Source organism: Nitrospirota bacterium (assembly GCA_040757335.1).
Lineage (GTDB): Bacteria > Nitrospirota > Nitrospiria > 2-01-FULL-66-17 > 2-01-FULL-66-17 > JBFLXB01.
This window is the reverse complement of record JBFLXB010000042.1, coordinates 1-23,317: the sequence shown is the minus strand read 5'-3', so window position 1 is coordinate 23,317 and position 23,317 is coordinate 1. Positions and strand designations below refer to the sequence as shown.

The 23,317-nt window shown below is 63.2% G+C and carries 21 protein-coding genes and 1 pseudogene; 15 read left to right on the top strand and 7 right to left on the bottom strand.

Annotated features, from left to right (window positions below):
• Window positions 1-35 precede the first annotated feature (35 nt).
• Window positions 36-2,207 carry an iron-containing alcohol dehydrogenase gene (locus AB1451_15865; protein ID MEW6684373.1) on the bottom strand — a complete coding sequence of 724 codons (2,172 nt, stop codon included), beginning with the start codon at window positions 2,205-2,207 and terminating at the stop codon, window positions 36-38.
• Window positions 2,208-2,567: 360 nt separating this feature from the next.
• Here AB1451_15865 and AB1451_15860 point away from each other — a divergent pair, with 360 nt between their 5' ends.
• Window positions 2,568-3,029, top strand: coding sequence for a DUF485 domain-containing protein (locus AB1451_15860; protein MEW6684372.1), 462 nt, complete (start codon window positions 2,568-2,570; stop codon window positions 3,027-3,029).
• Window positions 3,029-4,636, top strand: coding sequence for a cation acetate symporter (locus AB1451_15855; protein ID MEW6684371.1), 1,608 nt, complete (start codon window positions 3,029-3,031; stop codon window positions 4,634-4,636). The genes AB1451_15860 and AB1451_15855 overlap by 1 nt, the downstream gene beginning before the upstream one ends.
• Before the next feature lie 341 nt (window positions 4,637-4,977).
• On the opposite strand, the gene AB1451_15850 is transcribed toward AB1451_15855, so the two are convergent.
• Window positions 4,978-6,192 carry a dicarboxylate/amino acid:cation symporter gene (locus AB1451_15850; GenBank protein MEW6684370.1) on the bottom strand — a complete coding sequence of 405 codons (1,215 nt, stop codon included), beginning with the start codon at window positions 6,190-6,192 and terminating at the stop codon, window positions 4,978-4,980.
• Window positions 6,193-6,344: 152 nt separating this feature from the next.
• On the opposite strand from AB1451_15850, the gene AB1451_15845 reads away from it, so the two are divergent.
• The 3 genes from AB1451_15845 to AB1451_15835 are packed head-to-tail and all read left to right on the top strand — an operon-like array spanning window position 6,345 to window position 8,640.
• The gene (locus tag AB1451_15845) at window positions 6,345-7,259 is read left to right on the top strand and encodes a phosphoribosylaminoimidazolesuccinocarboxamide synthase (protein MEW6684369.1); all 915 of its coding nucleotides are present in this window, start codon (window positions 6,345-6,347) and stop codon (window positions 7,257-7,259) included.
• Window positions 7,256-7,942: a hypothetical protein gene (locus AB1451_15840; GenBank protein MEW6684368.1), complete on the top strand. Its 687-nt coding sequence runs from the start codon at window positions 7,256-7,258 to the stop codon at window positions 7,940-7,942. The genes AB1451_15845 and AB1451_15840 overlap by 4 nt, the downstream gene beginning before the upstream one ends.
• Complete coding sequence (locus AB1451_15835) at window positions 7,927-8,640, top strand: septal ring lytic transglycosylase RlpA family protein (protein ID MEW6684367.1); 714 nt, start codon at window positions 7,927-7,929, stop codon at window positions 8,638-8,640. The genes AB1451_15840 and AB1451_15835 overlap by 16 nt, the downstream gene beginning before the upstream one ends.
• 64 nt (window positions 8,641-8,704) lie before the next feature.
• On the opposite strand, the gene AB1451_15830 is transcribed toward AB1451_15835, so the two are convergent.
• On the bottom strand, window positions 8,705-9,121 hold the full coding sequence (locus tag AB1451_15830; protein ID MEW6684366.1) for a hypothetical protein: 417 nt from the start codon (window positions 9,119-9,121) through the stop codon (window positions 8,705-8,707).
• Between the two features lie 397 nt (window positions 9,122-9,518).
• On the opposite strand from AB1451_15830, the gene AB1451_15825 reads away from it, so the two are divergent.
• The 4 genes and pseudogenes from AB1451_15825 (at window position 9,519) to AB1451_15810 (ending at window position 13,934) form a co-directional block, all read left to right on the top strand.
• Window positions 9,519-11,804, top strand: a complete 2,286-nt coding sequence (locus AB1451_15825) for an acyl-CoA dehydrogenase (GenBank protein ID MEW6684365.1) — start codon at window positions 9,519-9,521, stop codon at window positions 11,802-11,804.
• A gap of 81 nt (window positions 11,805-11,885) precedes the next feature.
• Window positions 11,886-12,662, top strand: coding sequence for an SDR family NAD(P)-dependent oxidoreductase (locus AB1451_15820; GenBank protein ID MEW6684364.1), 777 nt, complete (start codon window positions 11,886-11,888; stop codon window positions 12,660-12,662).
• A 121-nt stretch (window positions 12,663-12,783) separates the two neighbouring features.
• A pseudogene (locus AB1451_15815) lies at window positions 12,784-13,089 on the top strand (glycogen debranching enzyme N-terminal domain-containing protein).
• Window positions 13,090-13,196: 107 nt separating this feature from the next.
• Window positions 13,197-13,934, top strand: a complete 738-nt coding sequence (locus AB1451_15810) for a TVP38/TMEM64 family protein (protein MEW6684363.1) — start codon at window positions 13,197-13,199, stop codon at window positions 13,932-13,934.
• A gap of 45 nt (window positions 13,935-13,979) precedes the next feature.
• Here the strand turns inward: AB1451_15810 and AB1451_15805 are convergent, their stop codons facing one another.
• The 3 genes from AB1451_15805 to AB1451_15795 are packed head-to-tail and all read right to left on the bottom strand — an operon-like array spanning window position 13,980 to window position 16,433.
• Window positions 13,980-14,366: a response regulator gene (locus AB1451_15805; protein ID MEW6684362.1), complete on the bottom strand. Its 387-nt coding sequence runs from the start codon at window positions 14,364-14,366 to the stop codon at window positions 13,980-13,982.
• 4 nt (window positions 14,367-14,370) lie between these two features.
• Window positions 14,371-16,068 carry a GspE/PulE family protein gene (locus AB1451_15800; GenBank protein MEW6684361.1) on the bottom strand — a complete coding sequence of 566 codons (1,698 nt, stop codon included), beginning with the start codon at window positions 16,066-16,068 and terminating at the stop codon, window positions 14,371-14,373.
• 17 nt (window positions 16,069-16,085) lie between these two features.
• Entirely contained in the window at window positions 16,086-16,433 is a 348-nt protein-coding gene (locus AB1451_15795; GenBank protein ID MEW6684360.1) for a zinc ribbon domain-containing protein, read from the bottom strand.
• A 370-nt stretch (window positions 16,434-16,803) separates the two neighbouring features.
• Here AB1451_15795 and zwf point away from each other — a divergent pair, with 370 nt between their 5' ends.
• Together zwf and glk are read left to right on the top strand one after the other, a co-directional pair.
• Window positions 16,804-18,339 carry a glucose-6-phosphate dehydrogenase gene (gene zwf / locus AB1451_15790; protein MEW6684359.1) on the top strand — a complete coding sequence of 512 codons (1,536 nt, stop codon included), beginning with the start codon at window positions 16,804-16,806 and terminating at the stop codon, window positions 18,337-18,339.
• Between the two features lie 21 nt (window positions 18,340-18,360).
• Window positions 18,361-19,356 carry a glucokinase gene (glk, locus tag AB1451_15785; protein MEW6684358.1) on the top strand — a complete coding sequence of 332 codons (996 nt, stop codon included), beginning with the start codon at window positions 18,361-18,363 and terminating at the stop codon, window positions 19,354-19,356.
• Between the two features lie 16 nt (window positions 19,357-19,372).
• Here glk and sthA read toward each other — a convergent pair whose 3' ends face one another.
• The gene (sthA, locus tag AB1451_15780) at window positions 19,373-20,773 is read right to left on the bottom strand and encodes a Si-specific NAD(P)(+) transhydrogenase (protein ID MEW6684357.1); all 1,401 of its coding nucleotides are present in this window, start codon (window positions 20,771-20,773) and stop codon (window positions 19,373-19,375) included.
• A gap of 182 nt (window positions 20,774-20,955) precedes the next feature.
• On the opposite strand from sthA, the gene AB1451_15775 reads away from it, so the two are divergent.
• The 4 genes from AB1451_15775 to AB1451_15760 form a co-directional block, all read left to right on the top strand.
• Window positions 20,956-21,399 (top strand): c-type cytochrome, encoded by a 444-nt coding sequence (locus tag AB1451_15775; protein ID MEW6684356.1) that lies wholly within the window; start codon window positions 20,956-20,958, stop codon window positions 21,397-21,399.
• Window positions 21,400-21,467: 68 nt separating this feature from the next.
• Window positions 21,468-21,827, top strand: coding sequence for an Ig-like domain-containing protein (locus AB1451_15770; GenBank protein MEW6684355.1), 360 nt, complete (start codon window positions 21,468-21,470; stop codon window positions 21,825-21,827).
• A 50-nt stretch (window positions 21,828-21,877) separates the two neighbouring features.
• The gene (locus AB1451_15765; GenBank protein MEW6684354.1) at window positions 21,878-22,324 is read left to right on the top strand and encodes a c-type cytochrome; all 447 of its coding nucleotides are present in this window, start codon (window positions 21,878-21,880) and stop codon (window positions 22,322-22,324) included.
• A 578-nt stretch (window positions 22,325-22,902) separates the two neighbouring features.
• On the top strand, window positions 22,903-23,317 hold a 415-nt coding region (locus AB1451_15760), incomplete at its 3' end, for a hypothetical protein (protein ID MEW6684353.1).

Here is a 23,317-nt window from a genome sequence, read left to right as displayed (position 1 = left end):
CCCGTTTCGGGCCGGCGCCGAGACCCGGAATCGGCTCAGTGAACCGTGGTATTCGACCGCCAGGAGGCTGCCGGAACGGATTCGGCGTACTCCACGAACGCGTCCTCGTAAATAGCCTCGATGTCTTCTCGATTCAGCATCCGCGGGTTGGTGCGCAGGAAGTTATCCTGCATGGCCTGCTCGCTGAGGGACGAAATCGCGGTCTTGTCGGCTCCGACCTTCTCCAGGTTGGTGGGCAGTCCCACGTCCACCAACAGGAGCTTGACCGCGTCGATGGCCCGTTGCGCCGCGGCGCGCACGCTCAAGCCCGCCACCGGCTCGCCCAACGTTTCAGCCACCTTGGCCATGCGCTGGACGTCGGCGTTCAAGTTGGCCTTCATGACGTGCGGCAGGAGAATCGCGTCGCCGATGCGCTGGGGAATGTCGAACATCCCGGACAACGAGTGCCCCAGCGCGTGCACCGCGCCGCTTTGCGCGTTGGTGAACGCGAGCCCGGCTTGGAACGCGGCGAGCGACATGTGCTGGCGCGCTTCCAGGTTCTGGCCGTTGGCCACGGCGGCGCGCAGGTTCTCCGAGATCAAGCGGATCGCGCTCAACGCGAGGGTGTCGGTCAGCGGGCTCGCCCAGGTCGAGAAGTAGGCCTCGATCGAGTTGGAGAGGGCCTCCATCCCGCTGCCGGCGGTCAGATCCGGGGGCATGGAACGCGTCATCATCGGATCGATGAAGATGCGTTCCGGCAGCAGCTTGCGGCTGAAAATTTCGATCTTCTTCTTCCGTGTCGTGTCGAGCACGATGCAGAACTGACTCGTTTCGCTTCCGCAGCCCGAGGTGGTGGGAACCACGTAGAGAGACGTGATCGGCCGGCCGACGCGATCCACACCTTCGTAGTCCTGGATGGTGCCGCCGTTGGCGAGCAGAATGCCCACGGCTTTGGCGGTGTCGATCACGCTGCCGCCCCCCACCGCCACCAGCAGCTCGGCTCCGCCTCGCCTGCACCGATCCGCGATGCCGGCGACCATGTGGTGGGGGACTTCGCGCGAGACGTCGGTGATGACCTCGCACATCAGACCCGCTTCGAGGAGCGACGCCTTCACCAGATCGACGAGCCCTTTCTGGGCTACGCCGGAGTCCGTCAGAATCATCACCTGCCTGATGTGATCGCGGGCGGCGTGCCGGCCGATTTCGCGCGAGCAGTGGCTTCCGAACATCACTTCGCGGGGCCAACTGAACAGGGTTGTTGACTGTGTCATGGGGACCTCTCTTTTCCATTGGTAGGGTTGGTATCGCCACGCGGTGCTCACACCCGCCTGGACGGGCCGCGCCCCGGTTCGGGAAAACTCTCGCGGTGCGGTGGCTCCAACCCACGCCATCGCCGCGCAGATGCCGATCAGCGATGCGGCGCCGAACTCCCAGAATCCCCCCACGCCCCAGAGGGGTCGGAGGGACGCGGTGACCGCGTCGACCAGGTGAAGATAATCTTCGACGCTCCGCGAGAACGCGAACCCGGTCTGAACGTCGAGGAGGGGCCGAGCGACCCACGCCTGGTACGACGCCTCGTACAGCCGAGAGGTTCGGTGGGCATCTTGCACCGCCTCGCTCAGGCGGGCGAGCGCGTCGCGCGGAAATTGCGACCAGCGGGCGGTCAGCGCCGCCACCTGCACGTCGGCGCGGCTCGCCACGCGGGGCTCCATGGCGGACAGCACCTTGAGCCGTGCGCGCAGCTGCTCGGCGAACCGCGGATCGTCGGGCGCAATCACTCCGGCGGTCTGGACGATCGCAGAGCCGACGCGTTCCTGAAACCATCCGCCGCTCCGCACGCTCTGTTGGGCGGCCAGGCTCTCGGACAGGGCCGTCTCCAGGATCGCGCGTTCGCGGGCGATCAAGGCGCCGGTGTGAGCGATCGACTGTCCCAGGAACTCCTGCAACCGTGCGTGTCGGCCTTCGTCAAACTCGCCGAGCGTGCGGACCGCGTTTTGCCCCCGATCGAGCAGCGCCTGATGGCGTTGCACATCAAAGCGTCCAAGAGCCTGGATTCGCGCGCCGAGCAGTTCCTGGAACCCGCCCGCCGTTGGTTGATCAACCGGCTGCGCACGGGTCGTCGTCGGGATAACGGTTGAGTACAGCACGACACCGGCCCCGAGAAGCAGGACCGGAAATCGGGAGGGGAACCGCGAATGCAGACACCGCGAATGAGGGACAGGTTTCATCGCTCACGCTCCTTTCCGATGAACACGAGGAAAGGTTCTGGGAGCGATGGGGGGAGAACGCGACGCCGGAACGACTCCACGCGGCCGTTTCGTCATAGAATCCGGCGGCAACTCGATCAACGGTTCCCTCCGTCCTGACCCGCTGCTTGCAGGTCTCAGCTACCGTACGGGAGGATGACCGATAGAGAAGAAAGAAGGTTGAGGATACCGAGAACGAGGGCGCTATACCACCGCGACCGAACCGAAGTCAAGGCGGACGAGAACCTCGAACCGAGACGGTGCGGTGTCCGGTGATGCTCGTCGAGATTTCTGCTACACTGCCCGCCGTACGGCTGACGATCAGGTCCAGAAGGAGGGCGGATGGGACGACGCGGCAGAGGTAAACGCGACCGTTCAGAGAAGACACCGAATCGGGATTTCACGCCCTCGGTCGCCGCGGAGACGGATATCGCACCCCTGGGAAGAGCGGGAGCCAAGCCTCCGCACGAACGCACGGCCGACGAGGAGATGGACGTGGCGGACTGGGACCGCGTGGCCGCGCGCGAGGACTTTCGCGCGCTCATTGCCGCCAAGCGGGCGTTCGTCGTGCCCGCAACATTGTTCTTCGTCGTATACTATTTCGCGTTGCCCCTGTTGGTCGGGTACGCGCCGGCCGTGATGAAGATCAAGGTCGTGGGCGCGGTGAACCTGGCGTATCTGTTCGCGCTGTCCCAGTTTGTCATGGCGTGGGGCCTGGCCGCGTGGTATTTGCGCGCCGCGGGCCGTTTCGACGCGATGGCGCAAAACCTCATCACCGCACTCGGCCGGCGAAAGGGGCGCTGATGTCCACCTCCCTCGCCATGTTTCTGGGGTTCATCGCGCTCACCTTGTGGGTCACGTACTGGGCGGCGGGGCGCTCCAGCGGCACCAGCGCATTTTTCGCGGCGGACAGACGGATTACAGGCTGGCAGAACGGCGTGGCGGTGGCCGGGGACTACATGAGCGCGGCGTCGTTCCTGGGCATCGCGGGCATCATCGCGTTTCAAGGCTACGACGGCTTCATGTATTCGGTCGGATGGTTGGTCGCGTACCTGACGGTCTTGCTGATCGTGGCCGAGCCATTGCGCAACGCCGGCAAATATACCATGGCGGACGTGCTGGCCTATCGGTTGAGCCCCCGACCTGTGCGGGCCCTGGCCTCGCTCTCCACCTTGACGGTGAGCACGTTCTACATGATTGCGCAGATGGTCGGGGCGGGCGCGCTGGTCGCGCTGTTACTCAAGGACTCCGGAATCGGCTTCCAGACCGCGGTGATCGGCGTGGGCGTGTTGATGATCGTCTACGTCGTCTTCGGGGGGATGCTGGCCACCACGTGGGTGCAGATCATCAAGGCCGTCTTGCTCATCAGCGGGACCGTGCTGCTGAGCCTTCTGGTGCTCGCGCACTATGAGTTTGATCTCGGCGCGTTTTTCCGCGCGGTGACGCACGTCACGTACCACGACCCCAGCGGACAGGAAGTGACGCAGAACTTCCTCGAGCCCGGCCTGCGGTTCAAGCCGCCGTATGGCGCGCTTGATCTGGTCTCGCTCGGCCTTGCCCTCATCTTCGGGACCGCGGGCTTGCCGCATATCTTAGTGCGCTTCTATACCGTGCCCGATGCCAAGACCGCACGCGTCAGCGTGGTGTGGGCGATGGCTATTATCGGCGGGTTCTACATCATGACCACGTTCCTGGGCTTCGGCGCGGCCACGATCGTGGGGCGCGACGCGATCGCGGCAAACGGGGGCACCAACATGAGCGCGCCGTTGCTTGCGCAGGCGCTGGGTGGGGAGGTGTTTTTCGCGTTTATCTCCGCGGTGGCGTTCGCGACGATTCTTGCCGTGGTGGCGGGCCTGACCATCAGCGCGTCCACGTCGTTCGCCCACGACTTTTACACCGCGGTTCTGCACCACGGCCGCGAACGCAGTCCCGGGGAGGAAGTGCGCGTGGCGCGGGTGACCGCGTGCGTGGTCGGCATTCTGTCGATGGCGATCGCCATCGTGGTGGGGCCGAATACCAATGTGGCGTTTCTGGTGGCGCTCGCGTTCGCGGTGGCTGCGTCGGCCAACCTTCCCGTGATCGTGTTGTCGCTCTTCTGGCGGCGGTTCACCACTCGGGGCGCCGTGTGCGGTTTGACGACCGGTCTGGTGTCGTCGATCGCGCTGATCCTCGTGAGTCCCAGCATGATGACGATCGACCCGCCAAGTGTGACCGGCGCCGCGCGTCACCTCATCCAATCCGCGCCGCTCTTCCCTCTCGAGAACCCCGGCATCGTGAGCATTCCGCTGGGATTTCTGGGCGCGGTCATGGGCACGCTCCTGGGCCGGGAACCGCACGCGGAAGCCAGGTACGCCGAACTGCTGGTGCGGGCGAATACCGGCCTGGGGGCCGAGAAAGCGTCGAAGGCGTAGCCCCGAGCGCTTGCCGCGCTCCAATCCGTGTTCAGTTGCGGTGTCTCCGGACCGTCCGCAATACCGCGCTGTTCGCGCAGATTGTCTCGGAATGTGCCCGCTCAATGAGTGGCTCTGTCCACGGGGCCTGTGGACGGCTCAAAACCCGCGACAATTGGAAAATACGAAAACGGACTATTGCGATAGATTGGCATATCTCGTTGAAATACTAGTGATATTTTCGGTTTAAAAAAATGGCAACACGTTGGTTACAGTGTTAATTGCGGGTAAATGTGCGGAATCCCAAATGTTGTCCCCAGGTTCTCCACAGGTGTCGTGGATAGGGTGATCCAGGCCTGGTATTACTGGTCAGTATCAGTTGCCCGGTGAGCCACCACCGTGGCGATCACAAGGTCCCCCGTGACGTTGATCACGGTCCGACACATGTCCAGCAACCGGTCCACGCCCAGGATGACGCCCAGACCTTCCGGTGGTACCCCAACGATCAGCAGAATCATCGCGATAACGGGCAATGATCCCGCCGGCACCCCCGCAGTGCCGATCCCGCCGAGGATACAGATCGCCATGACGAGCGCCTGTTCACCGAGATTGAGAGGGACGCCGTAGAGTTGAGCCAGAAAGAGCACGGTCACGCCTTCAAACAGCGCGGTGCCGTTTTGGTTCGTGGCCGACCCGGCGGTCAACACGAACCGACTCACGTGGCTCGGCAGGTGAAGGTTGTCTTCCGCGACCTTGAGGGCCGTAGGCAGGGTGGCGCTCGATGACGACGTCGCGAACGCGGTGGTCATGGCCAATCGTACGTCTCGGAAGAACTCGATCGGCGAGCGACCGGCGAAGACTCTGATGATCAGCGAGTAGACGATGATGAGGTGCAGAGCCAGCGCAAGCAGCACCACGCCGACGTAAGCGAGAAGCTGGCTGAGCAGCCCGATGCCCAACCGGGCGGCCGTCGCTGCGAGCAGCGCCCCCACGCCGAGCGGCGCCAGTTTCAGCACCGCCTCGATCAGCGTTCGCATCACGTCGTAGACGCCCTCGATGCCGGACCGCAGGCGGAGGGCCGCGTCGGTGCGCGTCAGCGACAGACCCATGCCGAAGATGAGCGCAAAGAGGATCACGCCGACCATGTCGCCGTTGGCCGCGGCCTTGATCGGGTTGTCGGGAACCATACCCACGAGGAGATCCACGGCCGATGCCCCGGTCCCCGTTGTCGCGGCGCTGGGTGTCGTCGGATCACGGACCGGGACCGACAGCCCTTCTCCGGGGCGGATCACGTTGACCAGCGTCATCCCGATCACGACCGCGACGAAGGACAGCCCGGCGGCGTACCCCAGCAACATCAGCCCCAGCCGCCCCACGTGGGCCAGGTCGAGTCCGCACACACCGACCACCAAAGCCGAGAACACCAGCGGTATCACGAGCATGAACAGCAGCCGAAGGAAGACCTGGCCCACGGGTTGGGCGACGTGCTCCGTCGTCCAGATCAGCCACGGCACGCTGTCCGCGGCGGCATTGGCGAGAAGCCCCAGGGCCAGGCCCGCGAACACGCTGATCAGCAAAAAACGGTGGTTTATGGGAGAGGGCGCTGACACCGGACGCGATTAGGCGGGAAAGCGGCGGCGAATGTCAACCCGAGGCGCGAGCGTATGTTGCGCGACGGGTCCCGCGTCTGGTATAGCTAGACCGCTGCCTCGACGAAAGGGACGGACGAATGGAGAATGTGGCGGATCGCCCGGTGGTGCTCGAAACGTACTTCGATCGAGTTGGAACAAAGCGTCGGGGCAAAGTCCGCGACATCTACGATTTGGGCGAGTACCTGCTCCTCGTGGCTACGGATCGCATCTCGGCGTTCGACGTGGTTCTCCCGGACGGGATCCCCGGCAAGGGGTACGTGCTCACCCAGTTGTCCAAGTTCTGGTTCGAGTGGCTCTGGGAAATGGAAGACGTGTTGCCGCATCACCTGATCACCACCGACGTGGACAAGTTCCCACCGGTGTGCCGGGCCCACCGCGACGTGTTGCAGGGGCGCTCCATGCTCGTCGGAAAATACAAGCCGCTGCCGGTCGAGTGTATTGTGCGCGGGTACCTGGCGGGCTCCGGTTGGAGGGAGTACCGAGAGAGCGGCACGGTGTGCGGCCAGCGGTTACCGCCCGGACTGAAAGAAGCCGACCGGTTACCGCAGCCCATTTTTACTCCCTCGACCAAGGCCACCAGCGGCCACGACGAGAACGTCTCCTTCGAGCAGATGGAATCGTTGATCGGAGTTGATCTGGCGCGGCTGGTTCGCCAGTGCAGCCTCACCATCTATCAGCGGGCGGCGGCCTATGCCGAAGCGTTGGGAATCATCATCGCAGATACCAAAATGGAGTTCGGCCTCGAGCCGGAAACCGGCCAGCCGTACCTGATTGACGAGGTCCTGACCCCCGATTCGTCGCGGTTCTGGCCCAAGGATCAGTATCAGCCCGGCAGCTCGCCTCCAAGCTTCGACAAACAGTACGTGCGCGATTACCTCGATTCGATCGGTTGGAATCACCAGCCCCCCGGTCCGACGCTTCCGCCGGAGGTGATTCGCAAGACCAGCGAGAAGTACGTCGAAGCGCTCACGCGTCTTACCGCGACGGGATGAACCCTCAAAGGGACGTGATGGATCGCACGGTCGGTGAAGAAGTCAACGCATTTGCGGCCCACGACAGCCAGCGACACGTGCTCGTGGGCTTCGATGCGCGGCAGAACTGGCTGCCGATGGCGAACTGGTGGCCCCAAAACGGGCCGTTTCTCTATCTTCTGCGGGATGACGTGGAACGTCCGGCCTCGGTGGACAAAAACATCTGGAGTTCCGTCTGCGCGGCGCTCGCGGACCTCGCGCGGCCGGACGACGCGGGACCGCACCCTCCGCTATGGAACGACTGCGACAGGCTGCTGCGGCACCTCGCCGGGAAAGAGGGGATGGAACACCGAAATTACAGCGTCATCGCCGTCACCCTGGCGGTCGATTCCCTCGATCCTGCGGCTCCCGAGTGGTTGTCGCTGATCGGACCCAACGCTGCGGATCTCGGCGAGTTGGGGACCGGGTGGCGGCTGCTGGGCTACGATGTGGCCAATCCGAAGCTCTATAGCGGACTGACCAACGCGCCGTACCATACCGAACACGAGGACGTGTTCTCGTTGCAAGTGCGGTGGGCCAAGCACCTCAGCGATCGCCATCTGTTTACCACGTTCGGGGAAGCCAAAGGCTTTCTCACGATCGTGGAACAGCGGGTGCGCCGACTGGCGCCGTTCGGCGTGTTCGGCGTGTGGGAGCGAACGTAACGTTTCCCGGTCCCCACGCGCAGGGGTACGTCGGCGTCGCGGTGGCGGCGCGTCTTCTAGCCATTCTCTTCGTCACAGTCCTCTTGGCCGCCTGCGGCGGCCGGGCAGTCACGCCGACGCCGGGTGAACGATTCAGCGCCGTCGCGTCCTGGTACGGAGAACCTTTTCACGGGCGCCTCACTGCGTCGGGAGAACGCTACGACATGCACGGTTTCACGGCCGCACACCGCTCATTGCCGTTCGGTACGCGTTTGAGAGTCACCAATCCCGAAACAGGGCAGTCCGGCGTCGTCACCGTCACCGACCGCGGCCCGTTTATCCGCGGCCGGCACCTGGATCTGTCCTATGGCGCGGCACAAGAGATCGGGCTGGTAAGCGCGGGGGTAGGCCGCGTGAAGGTCGAGGTGTTGGATCGCGACACGCGCTACCAAAAGCGGGTTACAGAAGGGCCGACATTGGTCGGGTCGAACGGCTCGTTCGCCATCCAGTTCGGGGCTTTTCAGGACTTCGACAACGCCGCTCGGCTCAAACGGGCACTTGAATTGGAGGCGCGCGGCGTGACCATCACGCAGGCGACCGTGGATGGTATTGTCTATTACCGCGTCCGCCTCGGGCCATTCGCGTCGCGCGACGGCGCGATCTCCCGTGCGCGTGCGTTCGCCGAGGAAGGGTACGAAACGGCCATCGTGTCGCGGTGAAGCGCGTTTCTACCGAGCTGAGCGGGCGTTCCCCCGGCCTTGTTGGCCGAGCGTGCGGATCGGGTTAGACCGCTTGGCGCATCCCCATGATGAGGATTCTCGGCCCATCTTTGAACGTCACTTGTATCTTGTCTTTGGCGGTGAGCAGGGTGACTACGCCCACGCCGAAGTGACTGTGGTCGATCACGTCGTCAAGTTGATACGCGCCCGAAGGGGTATAGACCGTTCGCTTCTTCGAGGTGGTGTTCCTCATGCAGAGATTCCAGGTCTCCTCGGGGGTCACTTTCGTTGTCTTGCGACGAGCAGGAGGGACAGGGCTGCCCGGACGGAGATAGCGATGCAGGCTGCCGCACGTCTTACATCGCACCTTCCCGATTTTTTCTCCCACTTTGGAGGCGACGGTGTGGTGGGTTTCGACCCGGCACTTCGTGCAAATCGAGACGACTTCTCCTCCAACGGCTTCCTTAGTCAGCGACGGCATGATGACCTTTCTGTGAAGGGTTTTGTATGCACATTGTACACCAAATCCCGGAACTCGTGGGGCCAGTCCCGTGCTCGGCATGAGCTATGTTCAAACTTTATTTGGTTTATCATATGGTTGTGACTGTTGCCGGTGAGTTCCCTCGCTCCAGCGCAGAGGTTACAATCCTGCAGTTCGGCACAGGAAAACCGAGACGCACGGGCCGAACCGCTGAAACCCCATGCCGCTCGCACGGATAACGTGGAGGCCTCGACTTGCGGAGCCACACCGAGAGCGCTTGCCCTCGACGGCTTCAAACCATACCGCCAGCATGGCGGGTGCTATAATTTGCGCATGCCGTCGAGCGTCTTAGGGGCGGCGTCCGTATGGGCTACCACAATCCACTAGGGACGGTGATATGGACGTGTTCGGGCTTCGGCGGCGAATGATCAGCGCGCCGCTCTTGCGCGCGTTCCGGAACGCCATGCCAACGATGTCGCAGACCGAGCGAGAGGCGCTCGAAGCCGGCACGGTTTGGTGGGACGCGGAACTGTTCAGCGGTCGGCCGAACTGGCAACAACTGCTCTCCACCCCCGCGCCCCGTCTCACGAATGAAGAACAGGCCTTCCTCGACGGTCCGGTCGACGAGTTGTGTGCGTTGCTCGACGACTGGCGGATCACCGAGGAGTGGCGGGATCTGCCGCCCGAAGCGTGGAAATTCATCAAAGACCAGCGGTTCTTCGGGATGATCATCCCGAAGCGGTACGGAGGGTTGGAGTTCTCGGCGCTCGCGCACTCCTGCGTGGTGATGAAGCTGGCGAGCCGAAGCATCACGGGCGCCGTGACCGTGATGGTGCCGAATTCGTTGGGGCCGGCGGAGTTGTTGCTCCACTACGGCACCGAAGAGCAACGCGACTATTACCTGCCGCGCTTGGCTCGCGGCGACGAGATCCCCTGTTTTGCGTTGACCGGACCGGAGGCCGGATCCGATGCGGCGTCGATGCCCGACACCGGCGTGATCTGTCGCGGCACGTTCAAGGGGCAATCCGGCGTATTGGGTATTCGTCTGAACTGGAACAAGCGCTACATTACCCTCGGTCCAGTCGCGACGGTACTCGGCCTCGCGTTCAAGTGCCTGGATCCTGACCGTCTGCTGGGTGATCTGACCGATCGCGGGATCACGGTGGCGCTGATCCCCACCAACACGCCGGGGATCACGATCGGCAAACGGCACATGCCGCTGGACATCCCGTTCCAAAACGGGCCGAACCAAGGGAAAGACGTGTTCATCCCGATGGATTATGTCATCGGCGGCCAAGCCCGCATCGGCCAGGGGTGGCGGATGTTGATGGAAAGTCTGGCGGCCGGTCGAGCGATTTCCTTGCCGGCGCTGGCGACCGGCGCGTGTAAGCTCGCGTCCCGCGCGACCGGTGCCTACGCCAGGGTCCGCAAACAGTTCAAGACGCCGATCGGTCGCTTCGAGGGCGTGGAAGAAGCGTTGGCCCGCATCGCGGGTTCGGCCTACGTGACGGATGCGGCGCGGGTGATGACGCTCGGCGCGGTGGATTCCGGGGAGAAGCCGTCGGTGATCTCCGCCGTGATCAAGTACCACCTCACCGAGCTGATGCGCCGTGCTGTAAACGACGCCATGGACGTCCACGGAGGGTCCGCCGTGGCCCTGGGGCCCCGCAACTTCATGGCGCGGGTCTACCAGGCGATCCCCATCAGCATCACGGTGGAAGGCGCCAACATCATGACCCGCAACCTGATCATCTTTGGGCAAGGCGCGATCCGCTGCCACCCATATGTGTTGAAGGAGATGCACGCAGCGAGAAACCCCGACCACGAGCAGGCGCTCCGAGAATTCGACCGCGCGTTCTTCGGGCACCTCGGTCACATCGCCAGGAACGCGTGGCGGGCCTTGCTCCACGGACTGAGCGGCGCTCGGTTGCTCGCGTCCCCGGTTGACGGGCCGACGCGCCGGTTCTATCAACGCGCCAGTCGCCTGAGCGCCGCCTTTGCGCTCGTGGCTGATGTCACCATGATTCTGGTCGGCGCCGCGCTCAAACGGCGGGAGTCTCTCTCGGCGCGCCTCGGCGACGTGTTGAGCCATCTCTATCTGATCTCGGCCGCGCTCAAGCGCTTTGAAGATGAGGGCCGACCGGAGGCCGATCTCCCGCTGGTTCGGTGGGCGTGCGAGGAGCACCTGTTTGCCGCCGAGGAGCGCCTCGACGCGGTGCTGCGCAATCTCCCGAATCGCGTGGCGGCTGGTGCCCTGAGGGCAATGGTGTTCCCGCTCGGGCGCTCCGCTTGCAGACCGAGCGACCGGTTGACCCACGACGTCGCGGCCGTCCTGCTGGAGCCTTCAGCCGCGCGTGATCGACTCACGGTCGGCGTCTACATCCCCAAGAGCTCCTCCGAGGCGGTGGCACGGCTTGACCTGGCGTTGGAGAAGGTGGTGGCTGCAGACGCGGTCGAGAAGAAGTTACGCGCCGCCATCCAGCGCGGCGTCCTGCGGAACGCCGACGAACCGGTGCTGCTGTCAGAGGCCGTGGCGTTGGAAGTGATCACGCCGCGCGAAGCGGACGTGGTGGCCGAAGCCGCGGCGATTCGGCGCGAGGTGATCCAAGTCGACGACTTTCCACCCGAGTACTGGTTTCGCGACCGGAGCGAGTTCGCCCGAAAAACGGTCGCCAACCGGTAGGCCCAACCGTCGCGCCTGCTTTCTTGATTTCGTCCAACAGGCCTTCTAAGATCACCGCCTGACGATCAGCGGGAGGGTATGATGCGACTGCTGGACCGAACGGCGCTCGTAACCGGCGGGGGAACCGGCATCGGGCTTGCCACCGCCCGAGCGTTGGTGAGCGAAGGCGCGCGGGTGGCGATTGCGTCTCGCGATACGTCGCGGCTCACCGCCGTGGCGGCCGAGCTGGATCCCCCGGGCAAGCGCGTCATGGCGCTCCCGATGGACGTGACGGACAGGGCCCAGGTCGCTCGTGGCATCGAGGCCGTGGTCGGGCGATGGGGACACGTCGATATCCTCGTCAACAACGCGGGCGTGTCGGGGATCACGGCGGTGTCCGATCCCGACGAGGTGCTGTGGAAACAGATTCTGGCCACGAACTTGACCGGGATGTACATCGTGACCAAGCTCGCGGTGCGCCAGATGAAAGACCACGCGCACGGCAGGGTCATCAACCTCTCGTCTGTATTGGGGCGCTTCGGCGTACCGGGGTATGCCGCGTACTGCGCCTCCAAACACGGGGTCATCGGGTTGACCCGCTCGCTGGCATTGGAACTCGCGCCGCGCGGCATCACGGTCAACGCGTTGTGCCCCGGCTGGGTAGAGACCGCAATGGCGCGCCAGGGAATCGCGAATGGCGCGCGGGCAATGGGCGTGAGTGACGCCGAGTTCCGACGACAAGCCGAAGCCGACGTACCGCTCAAGCGCTTCATGCGGCCCGATGAAATCGCGCAACTTGCCGTGTACGTAGCCTCTGACGCCGCCGACGGGATGACCGGTCAAGCGCTCAACCTGTGCGGCGGGGCGACCATGGACTAGCGTGGTAAACTGTCGCCCGTTGCACCCGACAAGCCGAGGCGAAATCCCGCGGCAGCCTTGGTGGTTGTGAACGATGATCCGTGCGATCAAGCCGTACGCCGCGTACATGGACTCGCCGGGGATGATGATCGCATTCGGTCGCGAGCTTTGCGGCGACCTCGGGACGGCGCAATCGCGCGAGTGGCTGGTGACCAACGGGATTGGCGGCTACGCGGCGGGCACTGTGGCCGGGCTGTTGACGCGACGCTATCACGCGATCTTGATGGCCGCCCTCAAGGCGCCGGCAGGCCGCACCCTGCTCGTCGCCAAGCTGGATGACACCGCCGTGTACGACGGTCGGGAGTATCCGTCGTTCACCGACCGCTGGGCAGATGGGACGGTTGACCCCCACGGCTACCGATACATCGAGCGGTCTGGTCTTGAAGGCGCCGAGACCCTCTGCGCCTGGTGCGAAATCGACGGGCTTCGATCCCGGGTCAAACGATCGGCTCTTGGATCTCTCCGATCCACAAGAATGAAGGAACGCCGATCATAATGGAGCCACCGCAGCGTCCGGAGGAGCGGTCTCGACCCGGCTCGACGTCCCAACCGGCATCGCACCGTCTGCCAATCGGCAAGCTGGTCGTTGCCGTGGCGGTCGTGTTCGGGGTGGCGGCGTTTTTTGCCTTTGATCTTGGACGCCACCTGACGCTCTCCGCGCTCAAGGCGAACAAGGACGCGCTACGCGCGTATACCGACGCGCACTATGCCGTTACGGTGGCCATCTTTATCACGGCCTATTGCGTCCAGACTGCGTTGTCGTTGCCTGGTGCGGTAATCTTCACGTTGACCGGAGGGTTCTTGTTCGGAACCGCGTTGGGGACCGTGTACGTCAATCTTGGCGCGACTTCCGGTGCGGTGCTCGCGTTTCTGACCGCGCGTTACCTGTTTCGGGATGGCGTCGAACGCCGATTCGGCGAGAAGATGGACGCGATCCAGCGCGGGTTCGGTCGGAATGCGTTCAACTACCTGTTGACCTTGCGACTGATTCCGCTGTTCCCATTTTTCCTCGTCAACCTCGCTGCAGGGCTGACGCGGATCCGGCTGTCCACGTACACGGCCGCCACCGCGATCGGCATCATCCCTGCCAGCATCGTCTACGCCAATGCGGGGAGTCAGTTGGGGCGGATCGAATCGCTCAGGGACGTTGCGTCACCGGGAGTGTTGGGGGCGTTCGCGTTGCTTGGGCTGCTCGCGCTCGTACCGGTGGCATATCAACGATTGAAGCGCTGACGGGCAGTTCGACCGATCGAAACGCAGCCGCGCGGAGCGGCGACTCTACGCCGCTGCGGCCTCGGACGTCACGCGCTTCATGACCTCGGCGACTTTGGCTTCGTCGAAGGGCTTGAGCAGGTAGTGGGTGGCCCCGGCCTTGACGCAGTCCGTAACGGAGTCTCGGTCGGCCATCGACGACACCATGACCACGACGGCGTTGGGGTCGACCGACTTGAGCAGCTTCAGCCCTTGGAGCCCGCCCATCTGGGGCATGATGATGTCGAGCGTCACCACATCGGGCTTGAGGTCACGGAACTTCGCAACCGCCTCCACGCCGTTCTCGGCCGTCCCCACCACGGTGTAGCCCAACTTCTCGATGATGGCTTTGAGGGCGTTTCGCATGAAACTGGAGTCGTCGACGATCAGTACTGTTTTTGGTGTTTGTCCCATTGCCCTATCCTTTGCTCACTCGGAGGACCTCCTCCACGGTGGTCAAACCCGCCACCAGTTTTTTTAGACCATCGACCCGCATGTCGATAAATCCTCGTTGCCCGGCGTATTCCATCAAGGTCGCCTGAGGCGCTTTTTCGCCGATCATTTGCCGCATGATCTCATCGATGACCAAAATCTCGTGAATGGCGGTGCGGCCGCGATACCCGCGGTTCTGGCACTGGGGGCACCCTTTGGCGCGGGCGAACCGCAGACCTTCCGGCAGCCCCTCCATCCCAAGCCGCTCAAGTTCCGCGGGCCGGGGCTCGTACAACTCGCGGCACTGAGGGCAGACCTTGCGCACCAGTCGCTGAGCAACCACGCCGAGCAGAGACGGGGCGAGCAGGAACGGTTCGACGCCCATCTCGATCAATCGGGTCACGGCTCCTCCCGCGTCATTAGTGTGGAGCGTCGAGAGCACCAAATGCCCGGTCAGCGCCGCCTCGGTGGCCATCGCCCCGGTTTCCGGGTCGCGGATTTCACCCACCATAATGATGTCGGGGTCCTGCCGCAACACGGAGCGCAGCGTGGCGGCGAAAGTCAACCCCTTCTTGTTGTTGACTTGAACCTGGTTGATCCCGTCGATATGGTACTCGACCGGGTCTTCGACCGTGATGACGTTGACCTCTGGAGATTTGATTGCGTTGAGCGCGGCATACAGGGTGGTGCTTTTCCCGCTGCCGGTGGGGCCGGTCACCAGGACGATGCCGTAGGGTTGTCGGATCAGGTGACTGAGACGATCCAGATTGTTCGCGGCAAAGCCCAGATCTTTGAGACCGATGAGGACGTTGGCCCGATCGAGCAACCGGATGACGACCTTTTCTCCGTAGTGGGTGGGGAGAGTGGAGACGCGGAGATCGAGTTCGTGGGCCGAGAGCTGGATGCGCCCATCCTGGGGTTTCTGCCGTTCGGCGATGTCGAGGCTCGACAGGATTTTGATCCGCGAGGTGATCGCCGTGCGCAGCACGGGCGAGAACGACATGACTTCGCGCAACAAGCCGTCGACGCGGAACCGAACCAGAAATTTCGACTCGCTGGGTTCGAGGTGGATGTCGCTGGCGCCTTCCGTGATCGCGCGGTTGAAGATCTGGTCGACGATTTTGACGATGGGGACTTCTTTGCCCACCGCCCGAAGCCGCTCCACCTCGCCGGGGCCACCGTGGCCGACGTCGAACCGCTGAAGGTCCTGGGTATCCAACGTCTGGAGCGCGGAGTCCTCGGGATAAAAGCGGTCATGCGCCGCGGTGATCTGGCGGCGAGGTGCGAGCACGGGTTGGATCACATGACGAGTTTCACGAGCGAGGAAGTCGAGGGTATCGATCTCCGTAGGGTCCGCAATCGCCACGGTGAGTTCTTTACCCACCAGAAACACGGGCAGCACGCAAAGTTTTCGCGCCAGCGGTTCGGGGATCAACCGAATGACGTCCGTTGCGACCGTGATCAGATTCAGATCGACGACCGGTAAATTGAATTGCATGCCCACGGCCTGAACCACGTCGGCCTCGCTGGCGAATCCGAGTTCGACGAAAATGGTGCCGAGTTGTTTGTGGGGTTCTTTGTCGCGCTGGCGTTCGATGGCAGCGTTGAGCTGCTCGGGAGTCAAGCGATTCTGCTCGAGGAGGATTTGACCGAGTCTGGCCTGAAGGACGCGATTAAGCGGCACAAGGCCTCGGCCGGCGGTTACCGCCGAAACAGGGTGTCGATGTCATCCTGCGAAACCGGCGCCGTCTGTTCGTGGTGATTCTGGGCGGCGGCCTGTTCCTGAAGAAACCGAGTGATTTCGTCCTTGATGACCGCGCTGCGTCCGGTCGTCGGGGACGTCGCTGCTTGAACGGTTGCTTCGGGCGATTGGGGCGCGGCGTGCGGCGTCTCGGCTCCGAGGCGTGGGACGCCGCAGCCTCCGCAATGCTGCTCGCCGAGGTGGTTGAAGAATGCGCACCGAGGGCACGCCCACCCGAGCATCACCCCGCACCGGGAACAGAAACGTCGACCATCCCGGTTGGGCGTTGTGCAATATGAACACTTCATCTCGGTGCTCCGGCCGTAGTCATCAAGACGCTGAAGAGGTCGTGGGTTGCGTGCGGGGGGTAAGGATAGCACACATTCCAATTCCAACCAGGAGACGACGCCGCGCGAGTGACAAGACTCGTGTCCGTTGACTCCGGTCGACCGATGGATAGTATAGTTACGAAGGTCACCGTCTTCTCGTGCAGAGAGGGTGGGGTATGAGATCAGGGACTGGGGTGTTTCTTCGGTTGATTAACCTGGGAAGGGCCGGAAAGGTGGTCATGTGATCGGCCAAGGACAGTTATCGCGTCGTCTCGCAACGCGAGGATTCATTCGGCTCCGCGGGCACGCGGTGCGGTCTGCCGGATCGTGAGGGGGGGGGAAGATGACGATGCCTGAACCGACCGTTGCGAACGGAACCAACGCGGAGCTCAAGCGTGGTGCGCCATCGTGTACGTTGGTCATTTTTGGTGGATCCGGTGACCTTGCACGTCGGAAACTGATGCCGGCCTTGTACAACCTGCTCTTGGACGGGGCGCTCCCGGACATTGCGGTCTTGGGGGTCGGCCGTAAACCGCTCTCCGACGACGAGTTCCGGACGATGGCTCGGGACAGCGTAGTCGCGTACTCGCGGCAAGCCCTCGACGAGGCGAAGTGGGGCGAGTTTGAGCGTCGGCTGTTCTATGCCATCGGTGGAATCGAAGACGCCGAGACTTACCAACGGATTCGATCTCGGGCGCAAGCGGTTGAGCGGGAACTCGGATTGCCGGGCCATCGGGTGTTCTACCTGGCGATCCCGCCCACGTCGATTGCGGCCGCCGCCGAGGGCCTGCAGGACGCGGGGTTGGTTCACCCGCCGGTCCCGGATCATCCGTACTCGCGAGTGATCGTGGAGAAACCCATTGGGCGGGACCTGGAATCGGCTCGCGAGATCAACGCCGTCCTGGGGCGGACCTTCGATGAATCGCAAGTGTTCCGGATCGACCACTACCTCGGTAAGGAGACGGTCCAGAACCTGCTCGTCCTGCGGTTTGCCAACGGGATTTTCGAACCGCTGTGGAATCACAAATACATCGACCACGTCGAAATCACGGTCGCCGAAGAGAAGGGGGTCGGGTCGCGCGCGGCGTACTACGAAGAGGCCGGGGCCTTGCGTGACATGGTTCAGAACCACATCCTGCAGCTCCTGTCACTGGTGGCGATGGAGCCGCCGTGGTCACTGGACCCCGACGTGGTGCGGAGCGCCAGGTTGGAGGTGCTGCGGTCGCTCCGGCCGATCGTCGGGTCACGCGTGAACGAGTACACCGTGCGTGGACAATACAGCCCGGGAGTGGCGAACGGCGAGGAGGTTCCCGGTTATCGACGGGAACCGGGTGTCAAGCCCGACTCGACGGTCGAGACGTTCGTGGCGCTGAAGGCCTTTATCGACAACTGGCGGTGGGCGGGCGTGCCGTTTTATTTGCGGACGGGAAAACGCATGGCCAAGCGCGTCACCGAAATCGCGGTCCAGTTCAGAGAGATTCCCCCCGTGTTATTTAATGCTCCCCCGTCCACGCCCCTGGAACCCAACGTCCTCGCGCTGCGGATTCAACCAGAGGAAGGGTTTTCGCTGCACATCAACTCCAAGCAGCCGGGATCGCGCGTTAGGATCGACCCTGTTGCCATGGACTTCCGCTACGGTTCCGGGTATGGAACGGTCTCGCCCGAGGCGTACGAGCGGCTGCTGCTCGACGTGATGGCCGGAGACGCGACGTTGTTTATGCGGCGCGACGCGGTGGAGGCGGCGTGGGAATGGATCACGGGCATACTCGATGGGTGGAGGGAACAGGGTTCGAAGTGGTTGCCCGAGTACGCGGCCGGCACCTGGGGGCCGGTGGAGGCCGATCGACTAGTCGAACGCGACGGGCGGCGGTGGCGGGCGCTCTGAGTCCTGCCAAGTGAGCCGAACGTGATTCTGGCCGGAGACATCGGCGGGACCAAAACCGTCCTGGCGCTGGTGCATCCCGAAGCGGGCCGTTTCGAGATCGCGAGGGAAGAGACGTTCTCCAGCCGTCAGCATGCCCATTTCGAGGAGTTGCTCTCCGTGTTCCTGGAACACGGAGAGCGCGCCGTGGTGTCGGCGGTATGCCTCGGCGTCGCGGGCCCTGTTCGCGAGGGCCGTTGCCGCACGACAAACCTCCCGTGGGTGTTGGACGAGCGGGAATTGACGGCGACGGTCGGCGCCCCGGTCGCCAAGTTGCTCAACGACGTCGAGGCCGCGGCTTTTGGGATGTTGTACCTGCGGGATGATGAATTCGTAGTGATCAACCGCGGCGTGCCGACCAGAGGCAACATCGCGGTGATTGCCGCGGGAACCGGGCTCGGCGAGTCGGTCCTAGCCTGGGATGGTCGTCGCTACCTCCCGATTCCATCGGAAGGCGGGCATGCGGATTTCGCGCCGAGAACCGACCGCGAGATCGATCTCTTGCGATTTCTGCGCGCTGAATTCGGCCGCGTCAGTTGCGAACGCGTGGTCTCGGGGCCCGGCGTCTACCATATCTATCGCTATCTGCTCCACGCGGGGGTTGCCGAGGAACCCTCGTGGCTGCGAGACCGACTCGCGACGGACGACGTGAGCGCCGTGGTGACGCGCCTCGGTTTGGCCAAAGAACACCCGCTGTGCGTGGAAGCGCTCGATCTCTTCGTCTCGCTCTACGGCGCGGAGGCCGGCAACTTGGCGCTCAAGGCGTACGCGATCGGCGGGGTGTTTGTCGGGGGCGGGATTGCGCCGAAAATCATCGACAAACTCAAGGACGGGGCGTTCATGGCCGGGTTCGCGCAGAAAGGTCGCTACCGCGACTGGCTGGAGGCGATTCCGGTGAAAGTCGTGACCAATCCACGCGCTCCCCTGCTCGGCGCAGCGCGATACGCCGCGGAGCGTTTGCTGCCAGGAGGCACGGCCTGAGCGGAAAGGTCGGTGATCAGTGGAGTTTGTTGATGCCGTTGAGCGCCGCGACCTTGTACGCTTCGGCGAGCGTCGGATAGTTAAAGACAGTGTTCACAAAGTAGTCGATCTTCCCCCCGTGCGCGATGACGGCTTGACCGATGTGTACGAGTTCGGTCGCGCCCTCACCGATTACATGGACGCCCAAGAGCTCCCGTGTATCCCGGTCAAAGATCAGCTTCAGGAGTCCTTCGGTCTCTCCTAGGATTTGTCCTCGCGCGATTTCGCGAAAACGGGCGACGCCGGTTTCATAAGGCACCGACTGTTCCGTGAGCTGTTGCTCCGTCTTTCCCACGACCGAGATCTCCGGAATCGTATAGACGCCGTATGGCAACAGATCGGAGAACGACAGGGTTGCGTGGTTGAACATGTGGCACACCGCAATCCGGCCCTGGTCCATGGACGTCGAGGCGAGGCTCGGGAACCCGATGACATCACCCGCGGCGTAGATGTGCGGAACAGCGGTTTGAAACGATTCATTCACTCTGATCAGGTTGCCGTTCTTCAACGACACGCCGACGTTCTCGAGACCGATACCCTCCACACACGCGGTGCGGCCCGCGGCGCTCAGGACGGCCTCGCTTGTGATCGCCGTTCCACTTTGCAGCCTGGTGACGACGGTATCGGGGCCGGTGACCTCAACGGCGTCAATCTCTTCCCCGAGTGCGAGCGTCATGCCCATGTTCCGCATCTGGAAACACAACGCGGCGACGATCTCGTCGTCCATGAACTGCAGGAGCGTCTTGCGGCGGTCCACCAGCGTTACCCTGGTGCCGAGTGCGCCGAACATACACGCGTATTCGCATCCGATGATTCCGCCCCCCAACACGGTCAGCGTGCGTGGGATCCGTTTGATTTGCAGGATCGTATCGCTGTCATAGATCGGTGGAACGACCGCGTCAATGTAGGGTGGGTGGGTCGGTCGCGTACCCGTCGCGATCAAGATGAAGGCGCCGTGCAGGACCGTGGGTGCGCTCTGAGCGCCGGATACCTCCACCCGATGGGAGTCAAGGAGCCTGGCCTGACCATGGATCACCCGGACCGAGTTGCGGGAGAGTTGGTCGGAGATAATCAGACGCTCGTGATCGATAACGCTGTCTTTGTGATACATCAAATCGGCCAGGGTGGCCTCAGGGCTCATGCTGCAAGAGATGCCGCGGAAGGTGCGTTTCCGGAATCCCTGATAGAGCAGCACGGTCGCGCGCAAGGTCTTGCTGGGGAGCGTCCCGGTATAAAGACAGATCCCTCCGGGGGAGGATTCTCTTTCGACGATGGCCACGGTCTTCTTGAGCTTGGCCGCCTGGACCGCGCCCTTCTGACCGGCCGGGCCGGCGCCGATGACGACCAGGTCGTAGTGTTGCTCGCTCGGGTTGTTCATCCGTGGGGACATCCGTCGTGGGCGTGTTCAGTATAGCACCGCGTCACGCGGGCCCGGGGTGCCTCTCTCGTCGCACGGGGAACCACCCACGCGCGAGAAGCCGCCCTGCTTGACAAGGTGGGGGGATTTCTTTAAGATCCCGCCCCGTTAAAGAGGCGTCCTCGGGATGCGGTCGGGATGGTATGTGGTGGGTGGTGTCGGTCGGTGCTCTTTGTGTGCTGGTGCTCCTTCCCGCGACGCTGACGGCGGCTGAACGCGATCCTCTTCAAGCCCGCGTTCCGAAGCAGGAGATGGAAGCCGCCAAGGCGATGACCAATCCGTTTCCGGCCACTCCGGAGAATATTGCCAAGGGCGACGGGCTGTATCACGGGAAGGGTACCTGTTTCGTGTGCCACGGTCAGACCGGGGTGGGCGACGGCTCCGCGGCTGTGGGCCTGGATCCCTCGCCGAGAAATTTTACGAACGCGGCGTTTCACCGCGCGCGTACCGACGGAGAGTTGATGTGGGTCTTGAAGAACGGGAGCGCGGGAACGGCCATGGTTCCGCTGGTCGGCAGCGTCATCGATGAAGAGGAGGCGTGGCTCATTTTGCTCTACGAACGAAGCTTGGCGCAATCGGGGTCGTGACCGGGCGTCGGGCGTTGAATATTCGGTTCCGGATCTCGTCTGAAGAGGCGAACCTCGGCCGCCCGTGGGTGGCGAGAGTCGCTGTGATCGGTCGTCGCGCGTTGATGGCGGTGGTTTGGGCCGTTGGGGTGTCGTTCGTTGCCGTCGACATGACGTGGGCAGCGGACGGGAGCGTGGCCATCGTCTCCCCCAAACCGAACGAGGTGGTGGGGAGCGACGTGACGGTCACGTGGACGCAAGAGAAAGCCGGTCGGGCGGATCATGTCCACGTCTTTGTGGATCGCGGGCAAATGAAACCGGTGAAAACAGGGACGTCGACGGTTATCAAGGGGTTGCCAAAGGGAACACACGAGATCACGGTCCAGGCGTACAGCAGCGACCATGAGCCGCTCGATGCCAAGGCGTCGGTCACCGTGAAGGTCGAGTAGTCGTCGAGGTCGGGGGCTCACTTCATTCATTGCAGAGGGAGGAACGGTCCATGGGTAAGAGCACAGGTGTGGTGATTGCGGGAGTGATCGGGTTAGCTTTCGCAGCCGGCGTGGCCACGGCGGCTGAGAAGGACATCAAGATGTCCCGCGTGCCGGCTGCCGAGTTGCAGAAGGCGAAGGACATGAAGAATCCGCTCAAACCGACGCCGGATGTCCTTGCAAAAGGCAAGGCCATCTTCGAGGGCAAGGGAACGTGCTTTACCTGCCATGGCAACACGGGGAAGGGTGATGGCCCTGCCGGAGCCGCGCTTGATCCGTCTCCGCGCAACTTCACCAACCCGGAGTTCAACAAGGTCCGCACGCCCGGTGAGATGTTCTGGGTGGTGAAGAACGGCAGCCCAGGGACTGGGATGATTTCGTACAACCCTGCCATGATCAACGATCAAGAGGCGTGGGAGGTAATTACCTACGTTCGCTCGCTCGGTGGCGAGAAATAACTCGCTCCCGATTCAGTAGACCCGCCTAGGTTCTGAGGGAGGCCCGCTTCGGGCCTCCCTTTTTTTCCTATTTTTCTTCCTCTTTTTCCCACCAGATTTTGTCGTAAACCCACGAAAATTTGGGCCTGATGGCCTTTCCCGGCCGAATGTTTCGATCCCTCGGCTGGTCTCTTCAACGGGGCAAGCGCCGCGCCTATGGGAATCGGGGCGAGAACGTTCCACTTTAGGGCCTCCAGGGAGGGTGACAGGGACGGGGCCCACACCAGAAAGACTCAAAAACGAACCAATTATGTGTTCTCTTACCTACGGTTTCCCGACATGCGATATGGCATGGACCGTGCAAATTCACCAAAGCCTTCTGCTGGTTTACGAGATTTGCCCCTTGCTACTGGACTTCGAGCGACACCTCATCAAAACCTCAAGATCTCACCAATGGTGACGGCATAAACGCGACGGCAGCTGGAGCAGCGCGGATTCGGCCACTCGCTCACGTGCGACGGACGATACTTACAACGCTCTTCCCCCTGGCTGCAGTCATTGCGGCAGTCGCGGTGTTGCCGTCGCAGGCGCCGGCCGCCGTGATTGACTCGACCAACGGCGTGCAGACCGGGACCGCCACGATTGCCGCCGGCGCGACGTCCACCACAGCGACCATCGGGACCGTGGTGCCCGCGCAGAGCATTTTGTGGTTTGAAGTCTCGCACAACGAGGCGTCGCCAAATAGCGGTTCAATCAGCGGCCAAATCACGAACGGCACCACGCTGACCTTCCAGCGTCAGGGCACCACGGGTGCGGTGGCGATCCGCTATCACGTTGCGTACTTTAGCTCCGGGGTCACGGTGCAACGGGGTGCGGCGGCGAAAAACGGAGCGGCGACGGTTAACGTGAGCATAAGCCCGGTGAACCTGGCGCAGTCGTTTGTCCTGATCAGCGAACGACGCTCGGGCGGCGGGTTTGACGGCGCGGGCTTCGTCCGGGCTCGCCTCAGCACGA